The 17799-nt window shown below is 66.3% G+C and carries 10 protein-coding genes; 7 read left to right on the top strand and 3 right to left on the bottom strand.

Annotated features, from left to right (window positions below; all coding sequences use genetic code 11):
• Positions 1-46 precede the first annotated feature (46 nt).
• Together OV287_RS23065 and OV287_RS23070 are read right to left on the bottom strand one after the other, a co-directional pair.
• Entirely contained in the window at positions 47-3508 is a 3462-nt protein-coding gene (locus tag OV287_RS23065) for a PAS domain S-box protein (RefSeq protein WP_267536189.1), read from the bottom strand.
• 224 nt (positions 3509-3732) lie between these two features.
• Entirely contained in the window at positions 3733-5145 is a 1413-nt protein-coding gene (locus tag OV287_RS23070) for a hypothetical protein (RefSeq protein ID WP_267536190.1), read from the bottom strand.
• Between the two features lie 322 nt (positions 5146-5467).
• On the opposite strand from OV287_RS23070, the gene OV287_RS23075 reads away from it, so the two are divergent.
• The 5 genes from OV287_RS23075 to OV287_RS23095 all read left to right on the top strand — a co-directional run bounded on the left by OV287_RS23075 (position 5468) and on the right by OV287_RS23095 (position 11972).
• The gene (locus OV287_RS23075; RefSeq protein WP_267536191.1) at positions 5468-7075 is read left to right on the top strand and encodes a phytoene desaturase family protein; all 1608 of its coding nucleotides are present in this window, start codon (positions 5468-5470) and stop codon (positions 7073-7075) included.
• 517 nt (positions 7076-7592) lie between these two features.
• Positions 7593-8441, top strand: coding sequence for a polysaccharide deacetylase family protein (locus tag OV287_RS23080; protein ID WP_267536192.1), 849 nt, complete (start codon positions 7593-7595; stop codon positions 8439-8441).
• Positions 8442-8461: 20 nt separating this feature from the next.
• The gene (locus tag OV287_RS23085; RefSeq protein WP_267536193.1) at positions 8462-9607 is read left to right on the top strand and encodes a GNAT family N-acetyltransferase; all 1146 of its coding nucleotides are present in this window, start codon (positions 8462-8464) and stop codon (positions 9605-9607) included.
• Positions 9595-10731, top strand: coding sequence for an aminotransferase class V-fold PLP-dependent enzyme (locus tag OV287_RS23090; protein ID WP_267536194.1), 1137 nt, complete (start codon positions 9595-9597; stop codon positions 10729-10731). Before OV287_RS23085 ends, OV287_RS23090 begins: the two co-directional genes overlap by 13 nt.
• Positions 10728-11972, top strand: coding sequence for a GNAT family N-acetyltransferase (locus OV287_RS23095; RefSeq protein ID WP_267536195.1), 1245 nt, complete (start codon positions 10728-10730; stop codon positions 11970-11972). Before OV287_RS23090 ends, OV287_RS23095 begins: the two co-directional genes overlap by 4 nt.
• On the opposite strand, the gene OV287_RS23100 is transcribed toward OV287_RS23095, so the two are convergent.
• Positions 11920-14865 (bottom strand): sensor histidine kinase, encoded by a 2946-nt coding sequence (locus OV287_RS23100; protein WP_267536196.1) that lies wholly within the window; start codon positions 14863-14865, stop codon positions 11920-11922. The genes OV287_RS23095 and OV287_RS23100 overlap by 53 nt on opposite strands.
• 181 nt (positions 14866-15046) lie before the next feature.
• Here OV287_RS23100 and OV287_RS23105 point away from each other — a divergent pair, with 181 nt between their 5' ends.
• Both OV287_RS23105 and OV287_RS23110 read left to right on the top strand, forming a co-directional pair.
• The gene (locus OV287_RS23105; protein WP_267536197.1) at positions 15047-15865 is read left to right on the top strand and encodes an SDR family NAD(P)-dependent oxidoreductase; all 819 of its coding nucleotides are present in this window, start codon (positions 15047-15049) and stop codon (positions 15863-15865) included.
• A gap of 267 nt (positions 15866-16132) precedes the next feature.
• Positions 16133-17797 carry an ArnT family glycosyltransferase gene (locus tag OV287_RS23110; RefSeq protein WP_267536198.1) on the top strand — a complete coding sequence of 555 codons (1665 nt, stop codon included), beginning with the start codon at positions 16133-16135 and terminating at the stop codon, positions 17795-17797.
• The last annotated feature ends 2 nt before the right edge of the window (positions 17798-17799 follow it).

Here is a 17799-nt window from a genome sequence, read left to right on the forward strand (position 1 = left end):
GCACCGGACGGTGCGAGTGTACCCCAGTTTCTCGAGCCTGCTCTTTCTACACGCTCAAGGTCTCGGCTACGTGAGCCGCCGGTACCGTGAAGTAGAACGTCGTTCCGACGCCGACTTTGCTCTCGGCCCAGATGCGTCCGCCGTGTGAGTCGACAATGCCTTTGACGATGGCGAGCCCGAGCCCTGCTCCTCGCCTGTCAGTCCGGCTTGCCTGCCAGAACCGGTCGAAGAGGTGGGGAAAGTGTTCGACTGGAATTCCGGGACCGTTGTCGGCGACCCAGAACAGGACCTCACCGCCCCTGGCCGCGGCGCCGACCCGGATGCGTCCTCCTCGCCGGGTGAATTTGACCGCATTGCCAATGAGGTTCTCCAACACCTGGGCAAGCCGATCCCGGTCGCCCCACAGCTCCGGTAGATCGTCCTGCACGTCGAGCTGGAGGTCCACGGACTCCGCCGAGGCGAGGGTCAACTGGGACTCGAGCACCTCGACCAGGAGTCTCTTCGTGGAGATGCGAGCACGTTGGATGGAGAGCGCCCCAGCCTCCATCCGCGCGACATCGAGCAGCTCCTGGATGAGCCGATTCATCCGCATCGCATTGCGCTGGACCGCATCGAGTGCTCGTTGTTCCCGATGCTCGAGTCGTTGGCCCCGACAGCGCAGGAGTTGAAGTTGGAGGAGGATGCCATTCAGTGGGTTTCGGAGGTCGTGGGCAACGATTCCCAGGAGATCCTCGCGTGACTGCACCGCGCGGCGAAGTGCCTCCTCCGTTTCCTTCAAGTTCGTCACGTCCGCATCGACGGCGATCGCACCCGCGGGCTCGCCGTGCTCGTCATGGAGTGGCAGCGCGGACTTCATCAGGACTTTTTGGGTTCCATCGGGGAACTGGATTCGGATCAGCTCTCCGATGCACGTCTCTCCCTTCGTCAGTGCGCGGGCGAGGGGCCAATCCTCCGCGGCGAGGGGCTTGCCTGTGCCGGCGTGCCAGCCCTTGTATTTGCTCACGTCCAGCAGGTGTGCGCTGGCCACTCCCCAGATACGCAAGGCAGCGGGGTTGATGCGGACGATGCGCCCGGTGGTGTCTGCGATCCGGAGCCCGACCGGTAGAATCTCGATGATGCCGTTCAGCAGACGTTCTCGCGTCCGGAGGGCCTCCTGCGCCTTCATCCGTTCGCTCACGTCCTGAAGCACGCCAATCGCGCCGATGATCCGTCCCTCGGAATTGCGGATGGGGGCTGCGCTCCCGAGGACGGGGAGGCGTGCGCCGTCCGAGTGGGCGATGAGGAACTCCGCGCCAATGACGGTCTCACCGGTGCGAAGCACGCGAGAAGAGGCGAGTTGCTCGTGCGGTATGGGCGTCCCGTCAGGATAGAAGATGCGGTTCGCATATTGAGCGGTGCCTCCCTCGGGCGAGGGCGTGATGCCGAAGATCTCGTCGGCCCGGGAATTGAAGGAGACGTGCCCCTCCGGCCCGATCAGGACCACGCCGAGCGGCACCGTCTCGAGCACCGCCCGAAGCCAGCGCCGCTCCTCGTCGAGCTGCGCAAGGAGCTGCTCCCGCTCCTCTTCTCGCGCCTTGCGCTCGGAGATGTCGCGCATGAACATGCTCGTCCAGTCCGCGCCGTGGTCATCGCGGAAGATGAAGGAGGAGATCTCTACTGGGAAGCCCGAACCGTCCTTGCGCTTCATCGTGATTTCACCGCGGAATCGCCCAGTGCGGAGCCGCTCATCGATCGCGGGCTGAAGCCGCGGGTCGGAAGGATCGACCACGTCATGACAGGTCAGCTGTCGCAGCTCCTCCTCGGTGTAGCCGAACAGCTCGGAGGAGGCCCGGTTCGCCATGGCGATGTGCTCATCCGGTGCCGTCAGGAGGACTCCATCCATGCTGTTGTCGAAGATTGCCCTGTAGCGGAGCTCGCTCTCGCGCAGCACTTCGCGCATCTGCCTGCGCTCGGTCACGTCATGGAAATACACCGAGAGCGAATGCTCCGTGGGATACAGGTGGGCCTGGAACCACCTGTGACGAACCGTGGAGAAGGCCTCGATCTCAACCTTCTTCTGCTCCTTCATGGCTCGGAGGTACGCTTGGCCGAATGGCGAATCCCTCGTCTCCGGGAGCACGTCCCAGATGACCTTGCCGAGCAACTCTTCGCGGCTGCGCCCGAGGTACTCCTCCGCCCGCCGGTTGACGTAGGTGAACCGGCCCTGCGCATCCAAGGCGAAGAATGCGTCCGTGATGCTCTCCAGAATCGCGGTGATTTTTCTCTCCGCCTCCTCAGCCAGGGTGCGCGCGGCCTCTTCACGGGCGAGGCGAAGCGCGGACTCCTCGGCACGCCTGCGCTCGGTGGTATCGCGCATCACCGCGGTCCAGTGTGCCAGGTGCCCCTGCTCGTCCAGCACGGGGACGACGCTGAGCTCCACCCAGAAGGGGGTGCCATCCTTCTTGTAGTTGAGCAGCTCGAGCTGGATGGGCTCGGAGCGCTCGAGCGCCGAGCGGAGCCGGGCGGTTGCCGTGCGATCCGTGCCCGGCCCTTGCAGCATGCGCGGCGTCCGGCCGAGAACCTCCTCCGACCGATACCCCGTCATCCGGGTGAATCCCTCGTTGACGTAGACAATCCTGGGCCCGGGTTCATCCAAGGGGCCCGCCTCGGTGATGACAACGGAGTCGCTCGCGGTGGTCACGACCGATTCGAGGATCCGCAGCCGCGCTTCTGTCCGTCGCCTCGCGGTCACGTCTCGGAAGAAGATGGAGATTCCGTTCGGCGAGGGATAGGCGTGGACCTCGAACCAGGTCTCGGCGGGCGGAAAGAACTCCTCGAAGTGGACGGCTCGCTGCTCCTGCATGGCACGGCGGTACTCGTGCTCGAAGCGCGAGCCCCTCACCTCCGGCACCACCTCCCAGAGGGACCTGCCCAGCAGGGAGCCCTCTGCGCCCAGGGAGGAGAGGACTCGCTGCGCGTCCTCGTTCGCGTAGGTGAAGCGCCACTCCGTGTCCAGGGAGAGGAACGCGTCGGTGAGGCTCTCGAGGATTCCGCTGATGCGCGCCTCGGAGGCTTCGGCCCGAGCCCGCTGCCGCGCGAGCTCCTCATTCGCCTCGCGGAGCTGGCGATTGGCCTCTTGCAGCAGCCTCGTCACGTCCTCGACCCGATGGATGATGCAGGCGACTTCGCCGTGCGCATCCAGAACCGGTGTGTTCAGCGGGCTCCAGACTCTTTCCTCGAACCCGCCTTCCTCCCGGGGGATGGTGTGCTTCTGCACCGCCATGGCGTCCGGTGCACGGTCGCGGAGCACATGCTCGAGCGAGCTTCGAAGGTTCCATGAATCCGGAAAGACCTCGAACAGTCCGCGGCCGATGATGTCCTGACGGCGTGTCCTGGTCGCGCGAAGGTAGGCATCGCTCACCGCGAGGATCGTGAAGCGCGGTGGATCGGGGGCGAGGACGAGGAAGGGCTCCGAGGCCGACTCAAACAAGGCCCGGAAGTCGGGGGCGTGGCCGCCAAGCTCGGACATCGCACAGACCTCCCTCCTCTTCGAATTAGAAATCCACCCGCTCGCTCGTATTTCAATGTGATGCGTTCAGCGTGCATTGGGGAGGACACGAGCAAGCTGGAGGCCAGCGTACGGAGCGCGGGGCGATAAAGGTTCCCAGGCGCTCGCTTGTGTGTCGGAGGCCTTCCAGGAGGCCCTGCGGCCGGTGCGCTCCCGGCTGGGTGAGTGGGGGGGCTCGGCCCTGCCTATCTATCGAGGCCGATCAAGAAGAGATCGTTAGGGCTCTTCTGGGCCCACTCGTCATCCCCGACGAGCAACGAGCCCGACCTGAAGCTGCCGAGCACGACGGAACGGCCGTCCTTCGTCGCCACGAGGGAAGAAGGCTCCGCGAGACCCGCGGGGAAGCCACGCGTCCAGCGGGGCTCGCCGGTGATGCGGTCGTATTTGGCGACAAACAAGTTGGTGCTGAACTGCTCCTTGCCAGGAAGTGGCCCCAGCCCGAGGTCGTCCCCGTCCCGGTAGGTGCCGGTGACGATCACTCCGTCCTTCTGGTCCATGGCGATGCGTTCCCCTGAGGAACCGAAGCCCCGCGCCCAGCGCTCCTCGCCCTCGCGGGTGTAGGCCACGAGGAAGGCCTCATCCGAGGGAGCTCCCTCCGAGGTGACGGTCCGTCCCCCGAAGGTGAAGGTGCCGGTGAAGGTGCCGGTCAGGACGATCCGGTTGCCGTGAGCCGCGACATCGCTTGCCTGGCCGCCGCCGCCGGAGATGGAGAGGCGCCGCTCCCAGCGCACGTGTCCGTCCGGAGAGAGCCGGAGGACGAAGGGAAGGCTTCCCATGGCGGCGCTGATGCTTCCGCACAGCAGGATGTGGTCCTGGCTGTCCACGGTAGAGCCCAGTCCTTGGCCAAAGCCCGTCGAGTGGGCGTAGGCCCAGCTGCTCTCGCCCTTGGGGGAGAACTTCGCGACGAAGGGACTCGGACCGAAGAAGCCTGCCTCGGGATCCGGCTTCGAGGAGATGGGTCCGCTCCCAAAGTCCACCGTTCCGAGCAACGTGCCCATCATGACGATGTTGTCGTGAGAGTCCGTCACGAGGTCGAACACGGAGAGGTTGCCGGGGTTGGCCTCGAACGAGCGCCTCCATAGCAGTCGCCCGTGACGGTCGAACTTCAACAGGTACTCTCCTTCCGTGACGGGGCCATCTCCGAAGTCCACCTCCAGGGCTCCAGCTACGAGGAGAATGTTGCGCTGAGAGTCCACGGCGATCCGCCGGGCGAAGACACCGCCATCCACGCCGGGGCCAGCGCCGAAGACCTTCAGCCACTCCAGGCGCCCCTTCTTCTGCTCATAGCGCGCGAGCGCGATCGCGGTGCTGGTAGGGCCGCCCGGTGCCCTCACGATCTTGCCACCCAGGTCGATGTTCCCGGTGAAGGTGTACAGGACCAGGAGGTGCTCCTCCCCATCCTTGACGAGCGTCCCGAACTTCTCCGAAGGGAACTCACCGATGATGACTGGGTCGCTGGTGATCTGCCGGGCCCACCGGATGGCGCCGGTGAGCTGTCCCTGCTCGTGGGACTGCTCGATTCGTGCGAGCGCCTCGGGCTCCTCGTGCGCCAGCCCACCGCACGCCACGAGTCCCACCGCGAACAACAGCGGCAGCATCCTTCCGCTCCAGCTTCCGTTTCTCATGGTGCATCCCCCTCCGTCATGCCGGGACCTTGCTCTTTGGCACAGCGCAACCGTGCACATGCTGTGAGCCAGTGCCTCCCCTGTCTGTCGGGAGGAGCACCGCGTTCACCCAGTGACGGTGATGCCTGATGGGGGTGGGGAGCAGGAGCGAGAGCGCCCTTCAGTGAACATCCTCCTGGAGGTGTCCGCGCTGGCCCCGTCATGCCAGGGAACGAGGGCTCCTCACCACGCTCCCTCTGTTTCCGCACCTGCCCGACGCCCCCAGCTTTGGAGGGTCGGGACGAGGGAGCAGACGATGGACGCGACACGCAGGGCGGTGGTGATAGGCACCGGCGCGGGAGGCCTCGCGGCGGCGGGCTTTCTGGCACGCTTCGGCTTCGACGTCACGGCCGTGGAGCAGGGGCACCAGCTCGGCGGGAGCCTCGCGCCTTTCGAGCGCCAGGGCTTTACCTTCGACGTCGGCATCAATTACGTCGGCCAATGCCGTCCGGGACAGCCCATGTACGAGCAGCTTGCGGAGCTGGGGATCGATCCCTCGGCCCTCTTCAGCGAGCTCGAACCCGATGGCTTCGACATCTACCGCTTCCCGGGCTTCGAGGTGCGCAACTGCGCGGGGCTCGATCGCTTCCACGACCGGCTCCGGGCGCTCTTTCCCACGGAGGAGGCGGGGCTCGCCGCTGTCTTCGAGACCGTGGCGGGTATGCGGGAGTTGATGGCGCTGGGAACGCTGCCTCATCGAGGGCGGCTCCACGCCTCGGACCTGGCGCCCCTGCGGCTCCTGCCCAGGCTGTGGCACTGGAGCCGCAAGACGTGGGGGGACTTCCTCCAGCATCACCTGAAGGACGAGAGAGCCCGAGCGGCGCTGTCCGCTATGTGTGGCGACTGGGGCCTGCCACCGGGCCGCGCGTCTGCGATGGCCGCGCTCGGCGTCATCGCGGACTACTCCGACGGGGCGTTCTTTCCCAAGGGAGGCGGAGGTGCCTTGCTCGGGGCTCTGGTGGACGCGGCCCGGGGACATGGCGTCACGTTCCGCACCCATGTGGCGGCGCGTCGCATCCTCGTCTCGCGAGGGTGCGTGACCGGCGTGGAACTGGAGGACGGCGAGCCCCTGGTGGCGGACGTTGTCGTGTCCGACGTGGATCCCACAGTGACGCTGGGCCACCTCGTTGAGCCCGAGCACCTGCCCGCGAGGCTCCGCGCGCGCGTGGCCCGCACCGAGCCTTCGCTGGGAATGGTTGTCGTCTACCTGGGTCTGCGCCGCGACCTGCGCCAGCACGGAATGAGCGCCGCGAACCTCTGGAGCTATCCGTCCGTGGACCTCGACGGCCTGTTCGAGCCGTTGAGCCGAGGTGAGCTGCCGCCCGAGCTGTTCCTCTTCCTCTCCTCCAACTCACTCAAGGACACGACGGGCTCTCTGGCGCCTCCTGGGTGCTCGACGCTGGAGGTGATGACCTTCGTCCCCGAAGCGATGTTCGAGCGGTGGGCCTCCCTGCCAGTGAGTGCGCGGGGAGCGGACTACCACGCGCTCAAGGAGCAACTGGCGGATCGGATGTTGCGCGAGGTGGAGGCGCGCTTCCCGGGCCTCGTCGGGGACATCGTCGTGCGCGAGGTGGCCACTCCGCTCACTTGGATTGACTCCCTGCGCGCGCCACATGGCGGCACCTACGGGCCCGCGATGACGCCGCTGCAGGCCGGGCGCTTCCGCTTCCGCACGCGGACGCCTGTAGAGGGCCTCTTCCTGGCTGGCCAGGGGGTGCTCTCGATGGGCATCTCCCCGGTGCTGCTCTCCGGGCGGCTTGCCGCACGTGCCGCCGAGCGCTTCACCGAGCGGCGCGGCAGGCTCCGCCACCACCTGGGCGAGGGGCAGACGTGGCACTCCGAGGCGGAGGCTCCGCCCTTCTAGGACACTGGGGAATCGCCCTCGCGTCCATCACACCCCTGAGTGCGACTGGAGGACGGGCGCTCTGTCGCCAGTCAGGTCTCTCGGTAGAGGATCTTCCCAGGCGTGCTTTCCCAATCGCTGATGGCGGGCCTCGTCGGGACGATGTTTGGGAATGCTTTGCCCAGTGTGGGGAGCGTCTTCCAGCACTTCGAGGGAATTTGGCTCGGCCCCGTGATTGCACTTGGGCTGGGAGGGGGGACCTATGAAGGATGCCAATACGTTCGTTCCGGGGGACCGACAGACTCCGTCCTCCCCGGAGCGGCCAAGGAATCGAGTCGACCTCGAGCGGTCGAGGAACCGGATCGACCTGGAGCGGGTCGTGTCACGCGCGCGTGGTCTCACGCGGCAGGACTGGATGTACTGGGTGAAGAAGGGCGTGAAGGCGCTCACGTACTACGCGGGCCTTCACCCCGCCTCCTTGCGGCTCGGGGAGGGCGAGGCGGCCATTCTTTTTTATCACAAGGTCCAACGGCGGCCGGTGGGGGTCTGGGGCGAGCCGGTGTTGGATGTCCACGAGTTCGAGCGGCATGTCACCTTTCTCGCACGCGAGTACCAGCCCGTACACCTGTCTGAGCTTGTCGCGGGGCTCGAAGGCCAGACGAGGCTGCCCCGCAGGGCCGTGGCACTGACCTTCGATGATGGTTATCGCAACAACCTGTACCTCGTTGCGCCCATCCTCGCGCGCCACGGAATTCCAGCCACCATCTTCATCACCACTGGGCTGATTGGTACCGACGGTTGGATGTGGGGGTATGAGCTAGAGGAAATCTTTTCCCGCCACCCGCCCGAGCAGGTGTGTCATGCGAGTGGAGACCTGGCCATCATCCGGATGGGGTCGCTCGGGTTGAGCCCGCGAGTCCTGACGAGTGCGTGCGTCGAGTACCTCAAGGATCTGCCGCACGCGAGCATGCTCGACATCGTGGAGCGGCTGCGGGCGCGGTTCCCGGTGCCGGTGAACGACGAGAACCGCTTCCTCTCCTGGGACGAGGTGCGGGAGCTGGCGAGCCAGGGTTTCGAGCTGGGTGCTCATACGCGCAGCCATCCCATCCTTACGCGGCTGCCGCTTGCGGAGGTGGATCGGGAGCTGCGAGCCAGCCGCGACATGCTCGAGAAGAAGCTGGGCGTGCGCCCGAGGCTCTTCTCTTATCCTAACGGCGCGACGAGCCCTGAGGTGACGGCGCTCGTGAGCCGCTACTTCCAGGCAGCGGTCACCACCCGGTCGGGACTGTGTACGCGGGAGAGCGGGCTGCTCAAGCTGCCGCGCATCGGGGCGCCCGTGCCGGTGTCGGAGCTGGCCTTCGAGCTGGTGTGGAGGCTGACACCGTGAGCGGCCGAGGGGAGGGGGCAATGGAGCAGGTGGTCCGGTGGGACGAAGTGCCCGGGCTCGGTGTCACTGTCGAGCAGCGGGTAGGGCTGGGGACCATGGCCGGGCTCTCGTCCGAGTGGGACGCGCTCGCGCGAGGCTCTCCGGGGGTGGGGCCCTTTGCGCTCAGTGGTTGGACTCGGCTGTGGATGGAGAGCTTCGCCCCGGGCTCCATGCTCCGGGTCTTCTGCGCACGCGAGGGTGACCGGCCCCTTGCCTTCGCTCCACTGCTCGAGCGGCGCGGGCGGCTGGCGGGAGTGCCCGTTCGGCTATGGCAGTCGCCTTCCAACGAGCATTCGCAGCGGGTGACATGGGCGCTCGACGCGGCTCGTCCGGAGGAGGCCGTCCGCGGCGTCTGGAAGCACCTCCGGGAGGAGCCCTGGGAGGTGCTCCTGCTCAAGGATATTGAAGCAGGTGGGGTGCTGGATGCGACGCTCGGTGGGGCCGCCGAGGAGGAGGGCTTCCGGGTGGCGCGCTGGCCCTCGCTCGAATCCCCGTGGCTCCCGGTGCTCTCCCGTGACGCGCTCGAGGAGACGCTCGATACGAAGTTTCGCGCGAACCTCCGACGGCGCCGCAAGAAGCTCGCACAGCACGGTCCGCTCGTGCTCGATCGCGTGGAAGGCGAGGGGGTGTTGCACCGCGCGCTCGAAGAGGGCTTCGCGCTGGAGGGGGGCGGGTGGAAGGGGGAGAAGGGAACGGCCATCGTGTGCCGTCCGGAGACACTCGCCTTCTACACGGAGCTGGCCCGGCTCGCCGCGTCGGGGGGCTGGCTCGCCCTCTACACCCTGCGGGCGGGTGGCCGTCCCGTGGCCTTCCACTTCGGGCTGGAGTACGGGGGCCGCTACTACCTGCTCAAGCCCGGCTACGACGAGGGCTTCTCCGAGTGCTCGCCGGGCCAGCTCCTCGTCGAGGATGTGCTGGAAGACCTCGCGCACCGAGGCACGGCGGAGTTCGACTTCCTGGGACCGAGGATGACCTGGAAGCTCAACTGGACGCAGCAGGTGCGCCGCCATGTCTGGCTTTTCATCCTCCGGTCCACGCTCAAGGGGCGGCTGCTGCACGCGGCGCGTTTCCAGCAGGGACCGGCGGCGATGCGTTGGCTCCGGGAGGTGAGTGGATGGAAGCGTTGATGGCTATTTCGTCGTTGCCGGAGCTCGGCCCGGCGCAGCTGCTGCCGCGTCTGGGCGTCGCGGCTTCCTTTCCCTTCAACAGGTTCGGGCTCGAGCTGACCTATCTCGGCCGCAACGCGGTGTGGCGGGCGGCCAGGATGCTGGGGCTCGAAGGAGGGGAGGTCATCATCCCGGCGTACCACCATGGCGTGGAGATCTCCGCCTTGCTCCACGCGGGAGCGCGGCTCAGGTTCGCGCGCGTGGATCGGGCGGGCCGGTTGGATGTGGAGCACGTCCGTGCGTGTGTGGGGCCCCGCACCCGTGCCATCTATGTCATTCATTATGCCGGCTTCCCCCAGCCCCTCGACGCGCTGGCGGAGATTGCCCGCGAGTACGGCGCCTTCCTCATCGAGGACTGTGCGCTGTCGCTCTTCTCCCGCGACGGAGCGCGCCCGTTGGGGAGCCAGGGCGACGCCGCCATCTTCTGCTTCTACAAGACGCTCCCCGTACCTCACGGGGGAGGCTTACTCATGCGGACGGCCGCTGCGGCTGGGCTCGCACCGCTAGCAGCGCCTCCATCCCTGCCGGCACTCTCACACATGGCGGGTTCCATGCTGGTGGCGTCCGAGCGCCGTTTCCCCAGCATGGGCAAGTGGGTACGCACCATGGCGAAGGCCGTCACCCATCGGGTCCGTGAGCAGGCCCGGCACGAGGACGTACCGGTGGGAACCCAGGAGTTCGACCCGGCGGTGGTCCAGCTTGGGATGAGCCCCATCGCGACCCGGCTGCTCGGTTTCACGGATGTGGAGCAGGTGGTGCGCCGCCGCCGTGCCAACTGGCTCCTGCTCCACGAGCGGATTGGCAGACCCGAGCAGGCGACCTGGTCCTCTCTGCCACCAGGGGTGTGCCCGCTCTTCTACGCGCTCGAGGTGGATGACAAGGACCACGCCCTACACCTGTTGTGGTCGCGAGGCATCCAGGCGGTCGACTTCTGGAGGGTTGGCCATCCCTCGGTGCCGCGCGGACAGTTTCCCGAGGTGGAGGCGCTCCGCCAGAGGGTGGTGGAGCTGCCCTGCCATCAGGACCTCGGCCCCGAGGAGTTGGAGCGGGTGGCGCGCGTGGCGAGGGAGGCGCTGGAGGCATGAACAGCAAGGCCTGGATGCAGCGGGAAGCCTCGCCGAGTGCCTCGCCCGGCCCGTGTCGCTGGACGGTGGACGTGGTGCGCGAGACGCGAGGTTTCCTGGCGCTGCGCGACGAGTGGCGGAGCCTGAGCGAGCGCGGCCGGATGAGCGTCTTCAACACCTGGGAGTGGCTCTTCGGTTGGCACCTCCAGCTCGGCGGGCGGCGACGGCTCTTCCTCCTCACGGTACGGGATGAGTCGGGCGTACTTGCTGGTGTACTGCCGCTCTCCCTGGAGGAGCGGCGGTGGGGAGGCGTCCGTCTGAAGTGGCTGCGGTGGCTGGGGGACGAGGGCGTGGGTAGTGACTACCTCGATGCGCTTCTCCGGCCCGGGGACGAGGCGGCGCTTGCGGACGTCCTGGCGGATGCACTCGAGAGGGTGCAGCACGAATGGGACATCCTGGAGCTGTCCGACGTGGAGGAGACTTCCCCCACAGTGGCGCTCCTGGAGGCGAGTTGCCGGGCTCGCGGGTGGAACCTGGAGCGCACTGGACGCAACCGCTGCCCGTATGAGGTTTTCGAGGCGGGCGAGCGCTTCGACACCTTCCTCGCTCGAACGGCCCGGGCCGACAACTTCGTGCGCCGCCGCAAGTGGCTCGAACGCCAGGCGGGATTCTCCCTCACGAGGGCGGAGAAGCCCGAGGAACTGGCCCGCGCGCTGCCGGAGTTCTTCCGGCTGCACGAGCTGCGCTGGGGAGCGCGCAGCGGGCTCTGTGCGCCAGACGTCCAGGCCTTCCATCAGGCGGTGGTGCCGCTGCTGTCGGCGGCGGGGAAGGTGCGCATCTACCTCTTGTCGGTGGGGGGCAGGGCGGTGGCGTCGGTCTACGCCCTGCGGCACGGGCGCACCTTCAGCTACTACAACGCGGGATACGATCCCGAGTGGAAGTCACGAAGCGTGGGGCTCGTGCTCGTGGGAGAGACGTTCCGAGATGCGCTGGCCGAGGGCTTCTCCGAGTACGACTTCCTACGCGGCGTCGAGGCCTACAAGTCGGACTGGGCGAGGCAGTTGCGGACGACGGTGCGGCTGCGCATCGCCCGGCCGATGAGCCTCGGAGACTGGGTGATGCGAGCCCAGGCACTGGAGCAGACAGCTCGAGGCGTGTTCCGAGAGGTTCGCACCCGGGTCGGAGAGAAATATCCCCGCGGAGTGCAGCTCACGCGTGATGTGTGGGCTGTTGTTCGGCCGGACTTGCGATGGGGAGGGTGAAGAAGAAAGTGCTTCCCACGCCAGGGCTGCTCTCGACCCAGATTTGCCCGCCATGGGCATCCACGAGCCCCTTCGCGATGGCGAGTCCCAGGCCGGTCCCTTGCTTCCTCCCCGCGTGTGCCTGCCAGAAGGGCTCGAAGAGGTAGGGCAGGTCGTCCGCGGGTATCCCAGAGCCCGTGTCGCTCACCGAGAACCGCATCATGCTCTCTGCCGGCTCGGCTCGGAGTGTGATCTGCCCACCCGCGGGCGTGAATTTGAGCGCGTTGCCGAGCAGGTTCGAGAGGATCTGGAGCACCCGGTCGCGGTCGGCGAAGACGGGAGGAGCGTCTTCCGGGACAGTGGCCGTGAGCTGGATGGACTTCTCCTCCGCGAGCGTACGATGCAGCTCGGCGGCCTCCTTGACGAGTGGCGCGGTCTGTTCCAGTTCGCGGTCCACCGACAGGCGGCCAGCCTCCATCCGGGCGACGTCCAGCAGGTCCTGGATGAGCCGGGTTGCCCGGTCGACTGCCTTCCGGATGGCTTCGAGCGGCTTCGTGTCGGTGGCTCTCTTCTCGGGCGGGCACTTGAGCAGCACCCCGGTGCTCAGGGAGATGACGTGCAGGGGGGTGCGGAGGTCGTGGGCGACGATTCGGAGCACCTCGTCGCGAGTGCGTGTCGCCTGTTCGGACTTCTCGTGGAGGCGGGCATTGTCGATGGCGAGTGCGGCGCGGCTGGCCAGCTCCTCGGCCAGGGCGAGGTCTCGGGCACTGTAGTGGCGTCCTGATTCGGAGGTCGTGAGGACGATCGTCCCCAGGGTGCGCCCGTGGGCGACGAGAGGCATGATGATGGCCGAGCGGGGATTGAGGCGGTGGAGTAGCTCCAGGTGGCGCGCATCCTCCGCCGACGCCTCTAACAGTGCGTCAGGGAGCTCCGGCAGGAGTGTCGACTGTCCCGTCCGGAGAACGTCGGCGACGATGTAGCCCTGGCGGGACGGGTCATAGGGATAGGCGGCGAGCATCTCTCGCAGGACCCGCGATTTCTCGGGGGAGGCCGCCATGCTCTCCACCCAATGCATCTGCCCGTCGTCATCGATGAAATTGAGCACGCACCAGTCCGCCAGGGCTGGAACGGCCAATCCCATGATGGCGGCGACCGTGGTCCGGGGATCGAGCGAGGCTGCGAGCCGTGGACCCGCCTCGGCCAGGAAGCGCCACGCCTGCTCGAGCTGCTTGCGCTCGGAGATGTCCTGGATTTGCGAGATGAAGTAGAGCGGCCCGCCCCGGGAGTCGCGCACCATCGAGACCGTCAACAGGCTGGTCACGAGCTGGCCCTTCTTGTGGAAGTAGCGCTTCTCCATCTGGTACGAGCCGATCTCTCCCTGGAGCAGCCGGCGCACGTTCGCCAGGTCCAATTCCAGGTCATCGTGGTGGGTGATGTCCTGGAAGGTCTTGGAGAGGAGCTCCTTCCGCGAGTAGCCGAGGCTCTCGCACAGTGAGCCGTTCACGTTCAGGAACTGGCCGTCCAGGCCGACCAGGGCCATACCGATCGGGGCATCCTCGAAGGCGGTTCGGAAGCGCACCTCGCTGTTGCGGATCTCCTCCTCGGCCTGCTTTCGCGCGGTGATGTCGCGCAGGGTGACGGTGAGGAGCTTCGTCCCGTCCACCTCCAGCTTCGAGATGGTGGCCTCCGCGGGGAACTCCTCACCACTCTTGCGCCGGCCGAAGATGGACTGACGATCTCCCATCGGACGGGACGTGTTATCGCCGGCCGCGAGTGCCTGGATGTGTTGCTTGTGGCGGGCCTGGAACTGCTCGGGGAGGAGCTGGTCCAGGGGACGGCCCAGGGCCTCGCTCGCGGAGTAGCCGAAGATGCGTTCCGCGCCCGCGTTGAAGAGGGTGATCTTCTGCTCCTCGTCGATCGAGATGATGGCATCGGCCGCGTTGGAGACGATTCCGGCGAAGCGAGCCTCCGAGAAACGGAGTGACTGCTCCATGGCCCGGTGCTGCGCTTGCATTTGGGAAAGGACGTTCGCATTCCGCACCACCACGACCAGGAAGGTCACCATCGTGGTGAGCGCGAAGACCGAGACGCCGAAGGTGTTCCCGTAGAGCCCCAGCCTGACACCCATGAGCCAGACTCCGCCCACCAGCAGGGGCGTGAGGATGGCCGCTGGGAGAAGCCGGCGGGCCAGGACGCCTCCCAGGTCGTCCCGGAGGAGCACTCCTGTCAGCCCGTGCTCGCGATGAACGAACAGGATGCCGAGCGACAACAGCAGGAAGAGGAGCGCTGTGTGAAACGTCCTGGGCGTGAAGGGGGGCAGGTTGGAGGCGAGCTGCTGGGACTCGAACAGACTCTCCTCCATGAAGACGTACGCCAAGAGGGCCCGCGAGGAGAGGAGCGTGACGGCCATGCTCAGGAGCCGGGCGGGGAACCATCCCCTGCGGGTCCTGACATGCAGCAGCAGGAGCGCCAGCCCGATGAGACAGAAGCTCAGCGCGCTCATGGACGAGGGCCGTCCCGGGAACTCTGGGGCCAGGCGCTTGACGGTCTCGCTGAAGAAGAGGAGGTCGATTCCGAAGTCGACCTCGAAGAGGTGCTCGGAGAGGTGCAGTGCTCCCAACAGCAGGGTCATGAGCGCCAGGGCCTGGCCTGGCCTGCGCCGCCGCCGGTCCGCTGTTTCCTCTTGGAGCAGCCAGAGCGCGGTCCCACTCATGATGAAGCCGATGGCGTTGTTCGGCATCATGATGCCCATGCCCGGCAGGGGAATGAGCCGGACGAGGAGACTGCTGCCCAGCGCCCAGCCGAGCAGATCTATCGACGCAACCATCACGGAGAGCACACTCACGGCCGGAACGAGCCGCGCGAGCACCTTCTCGAGCCGATGGAGAGAATCGCTATGCGGCGACGTCGTCATGGGACTGAGGCCCTGACTGTCGCCTGGAGCAGGGTGCATCTGCCTTCCTCGAAGCAAATTGGGTCCAGACTCGAACACCTCATGGACAGTGAGCGTGTGCCGCTCGACTCTCTATCGTGGACTTGCTACCCCACACCGGGAGTGTAGCGTCCGCGCCACCTGACGCAGAAAAGGAGCCAGGATGCAGCTCGTATCAAGCAGTGCCATTGTAACGGGAGCGGGGCAGGGAATCGGGTTGGGGATTGCTGCGCGTCTCATGAGGGACGGAGCCAATGTGCTTCTCTTCGGCCGGACGCGGGAGAAGGTGGAGGCCGCCGCCGAGGAGCTTAACCGGAAGATGGAGGGGCGCGCGCGGGCCGTGCCCTTCGCGGGAGATGTGGTCCGGGCCGCGGACGTGTCCCGGGCGATTGAGACGGCCACTCGGGAGTTCGGTCTGCCGGGCATCCTGGTGAACAACGCCGGTACGGCCACGCTCGCCCCGATCATCGACATGCCGGAGGAGGACTTTGATCAGGTCCTGGCCATCAACCTGAAGGGGCCCTTCCTCTTCACCAAGGCCCTGGGGCGGGCGCTCGTGGAGGCGAAGCAGCCCGGCTCCATCGTCAACATCTCCTCGCTGAACCAGACGGACGTGACGGATGGGCTCGCCCACTACTGCGCTTCCAAGGCGGGGCTCGCGAACCTCACGAAGGTCGCGGCCTCGGAGTTGGGGCGGTACGGCATCCGGGTCAACATCGTCGCGCCGGGTTTCATCCGCACGCCCCTCTCCGAGGGCGCCGGTCTGATGACGGAGGCCATGCAGAAGGAGTTCCTCGCCCGTACGCCGCTCGGCAAGGTGTGCGGCGAGCCGGACGACGTGGCGAAGGTGGTGTCCTTCCTGTGCAGCGATCTCTCGTCGTGGGTCACCGGTGAGACCATCGCCGCCGATGGTGGCAATCACATCCGGGGGATCCACAGCTACGCGGACACGCTGGGCCTCACCCGCGCCAAGGTGGGCTGAACGGCCGAGGGCCCGATGCACCCGTCGGAGAGACGGAGCACCGGGCCCTCGAGATTGCCTGAGGCGCTGTTACTTGCGCCCCTGCGCGGCCAGTGGTTGACGCAAATACCGCGCGGAACTGACACGCGAGCTGCTGCAATCTGACCGTACGGGTGTGTCGGCAGGTGGGGCAGGGTGCGCCAGGAACCGTTCATCCTCTTGTTGCCGCGTAGGCGGGGCAGGGGTATCACCCGCGAGCCTCCGGCCTTACCCTGAGACCCACTCCCGATGAAAATCAGGCCCCTGCACTTCTTCATCTTCTGGCTGGTGCTGAATCTCGTGCAGGCCGCTTTCACGGAGCTGACCAGCGATGAGGCGTACTACTGGTTTTACTCCCGGTCTCTGGAGTGGGGCTATTACGACCATCCCCCCTTCATCGCGCTGATGGTGCGAATCGGCTACGCGCTCTTCCCCAACGAATTGGGCGTGCGGCTGGTGAATGTGATTCTGAATGCCCTGAGCGTGCTGCTGCTGTTCAGGCTGGTGCCTCGAGGGGAGCCGAGAAGGGACCTGCTCATCTACGGGATGGTGCTGTCCCTACCGCTGCTGAACTACCTGGCGTTCATCATCTTCCCGGATGGACCGCTCCTCTTCTTCTTCGTGCTGTTCCTCATCGGCTACAAGAGGTTCCTGGAGAAGGAGGATCTACCCGCGGTCCTGTTGATCGGCTGCTCCACCGCCTTGATGCTGTACTCGAAGTACCACGGCGTCCTGGTGGTTGGGTTCACGCTCCTCTCCAACCTCCGGCTCCTGCGCTCACCGAGGTTCTGGCTGTCGATGGTGCTGGCCCTGGTGCTGTTCCTCCCGCACCTGGGGTGGCAGTACGCGCACCAGTTCCCGACCTTCCAGTTCCACCTGCAGGGCCGCACCACCTCGTTCACCACCCGGTACCTGCTCGAGTACCTCAGCCAGCAGCTTCCGGCGATCGGGCCTGGGCTGATCTTCGTTCCGTTCGTCTATCGGACGCGGGATCGTTTCGAGAGGGCCTTGCAGCTCATCTGCATTGGCACCTTCGGCTTCTTCCTGTTCACGGCCTTGAAGGCGTTCGTCCACTTCCACTGGACGTCCATTGCCCTCTTCCCGCTGCTGCTGCTCGCCTCGCGGTTCTATGAGGCGGAGCAGCGGAAGAGCCTCTTTCAATTCCTGGTGCTGCCTCTCGCCTTCGCCGTCCTGGTGCTCCGGCTGTATTTGATGTTCCGCATCTTCCCGGTGAACCACCTCAATGTGGACTACTACCATGGCCGGAGGCTCTGGGCGGAAGACATCCAAGGGGTTGCCGGTGACAGGCCAGTCCTCTTCGGCGACAACTTCCGTGAATCCTCGCTCTATGCCTTCTACTCGGGGCACATGGGCATCGCGTTGCAGAGCGGCGAGCGGCGCCGGTCACAGTACGAGCTGTGGAATCAAGAGGACAGTCTGCAGGGGAGGGAAGTGGTGCTCGTCCAGGACTACCCCTTCGCCGGAAGCAAGGAGCTGCGGACGCGCATGGACAAGACAGTCCATTACTTCATCGCGCCTGGGTTCTCGTCCTATTACGACATCCCCGTGGAGGCTGCGTTTCCTCCAGCCGTGAAGAGCGGAGACTCCGTGACTGTTCCCATCACGGTCTCAAACCCGAGGAACACGGCGCTTCGCTTCGCGAGGGCAGGGTTTCCGCAGGCACCTGCGCTGTTCTATGTGATCCGGAAGGACGGCCGAGAGGTTCATCGAGGGGTGCTGGACGTCTTCCCAGAAGACGCCGTCATCCCGCCGGGCGGCCAACGGGAATTCAAGGCCTCCTTCCAGCTTCCGTCGCTGGAGGAAGGGGCCCATACCGTGAGCTTCGGCATCCGGTATGAGCCGCTCTTGGATTCCTACAACTCCAAGGCCCAAGCGTTCCGCGTTGGCCGGTGAGC

The organism is Archangium lansingense (genome assembly GCF_026626635.1).
Lineage (GTDB): Bacteria > Myxococcota > Myxococcia > Myxococcales > Myxococcaceae > Archangium > Archangium lansingense.

Excerpts from the sequence above, each read along its gene's own strand:
- OV287_RS23065 (WP_267536189.1), bottom strand. The coding sequence starts at position 3,508 with ATGTCCGAGCTTGGCGGCCACGCCCCCGACTTCCGGGCCTTGTTTGAG.
- OV287_RS23070 (WP_267536190.1), bottom strand. The coding sequence starts at position 5,145 with ATGCTGCCGCTGTTGTTCGCGGTGGGACTCGTGGCGTGCGGTGGGCTG.
- OV287_RS23075 (WP_267536191.1), top strand. The coding sequence starts at position 5,468 with ATGGACGCGACACGCAGGGCGGTGGTGATAGGCACCGGCGCGGGAGGC.
- OV287_RS23085 (WP_267536193.1), top strand. The coding sequence starts at position 8,462 with ATGGAGCAGGTGGTCCGGTGGGACGAAGTGCCCGGGCTCGGTGTCACT.
- OV287_RS23090 (WP_267536194.1), top strand. The coding sequence starts at position 9,595 with ATGGAAGCGTTGATGGCTATTTCGTCGTTGCCGGAGCTCGGCCCGGCG.
- OV287_RS23095 (WP_267536195.1), top strand. The coding sequence starts at position 10,728 with ATGAACAGCAAGGCCTGGATGCAGCGGGAAGCCTCGCCGAGTGCCTCG.
- OV287_RS23100 (WP_267536196.1), bottom strand. The coding sequence starts at position 14,865 with ATGACGACGTCGCCGCATAGCGATTCTCTCCATCGGCTCGAGAAGGTG.
- OV287_RS23105 (WP_267536197.1), top strand. The coding sequence starts at position 15,047 with ATGCAGCTCGTATCAAGCAGTGCCATTGTAACGGGAGCGGGGCAGGGA.
- OV287_RS23110 (WP_267536198.1), top strand. The coding sequence starts at position 16,133 with ATGAAAATCAGGCCCCTGCACTTCTTCATCTTCTGGCTGGTGCTGAAT.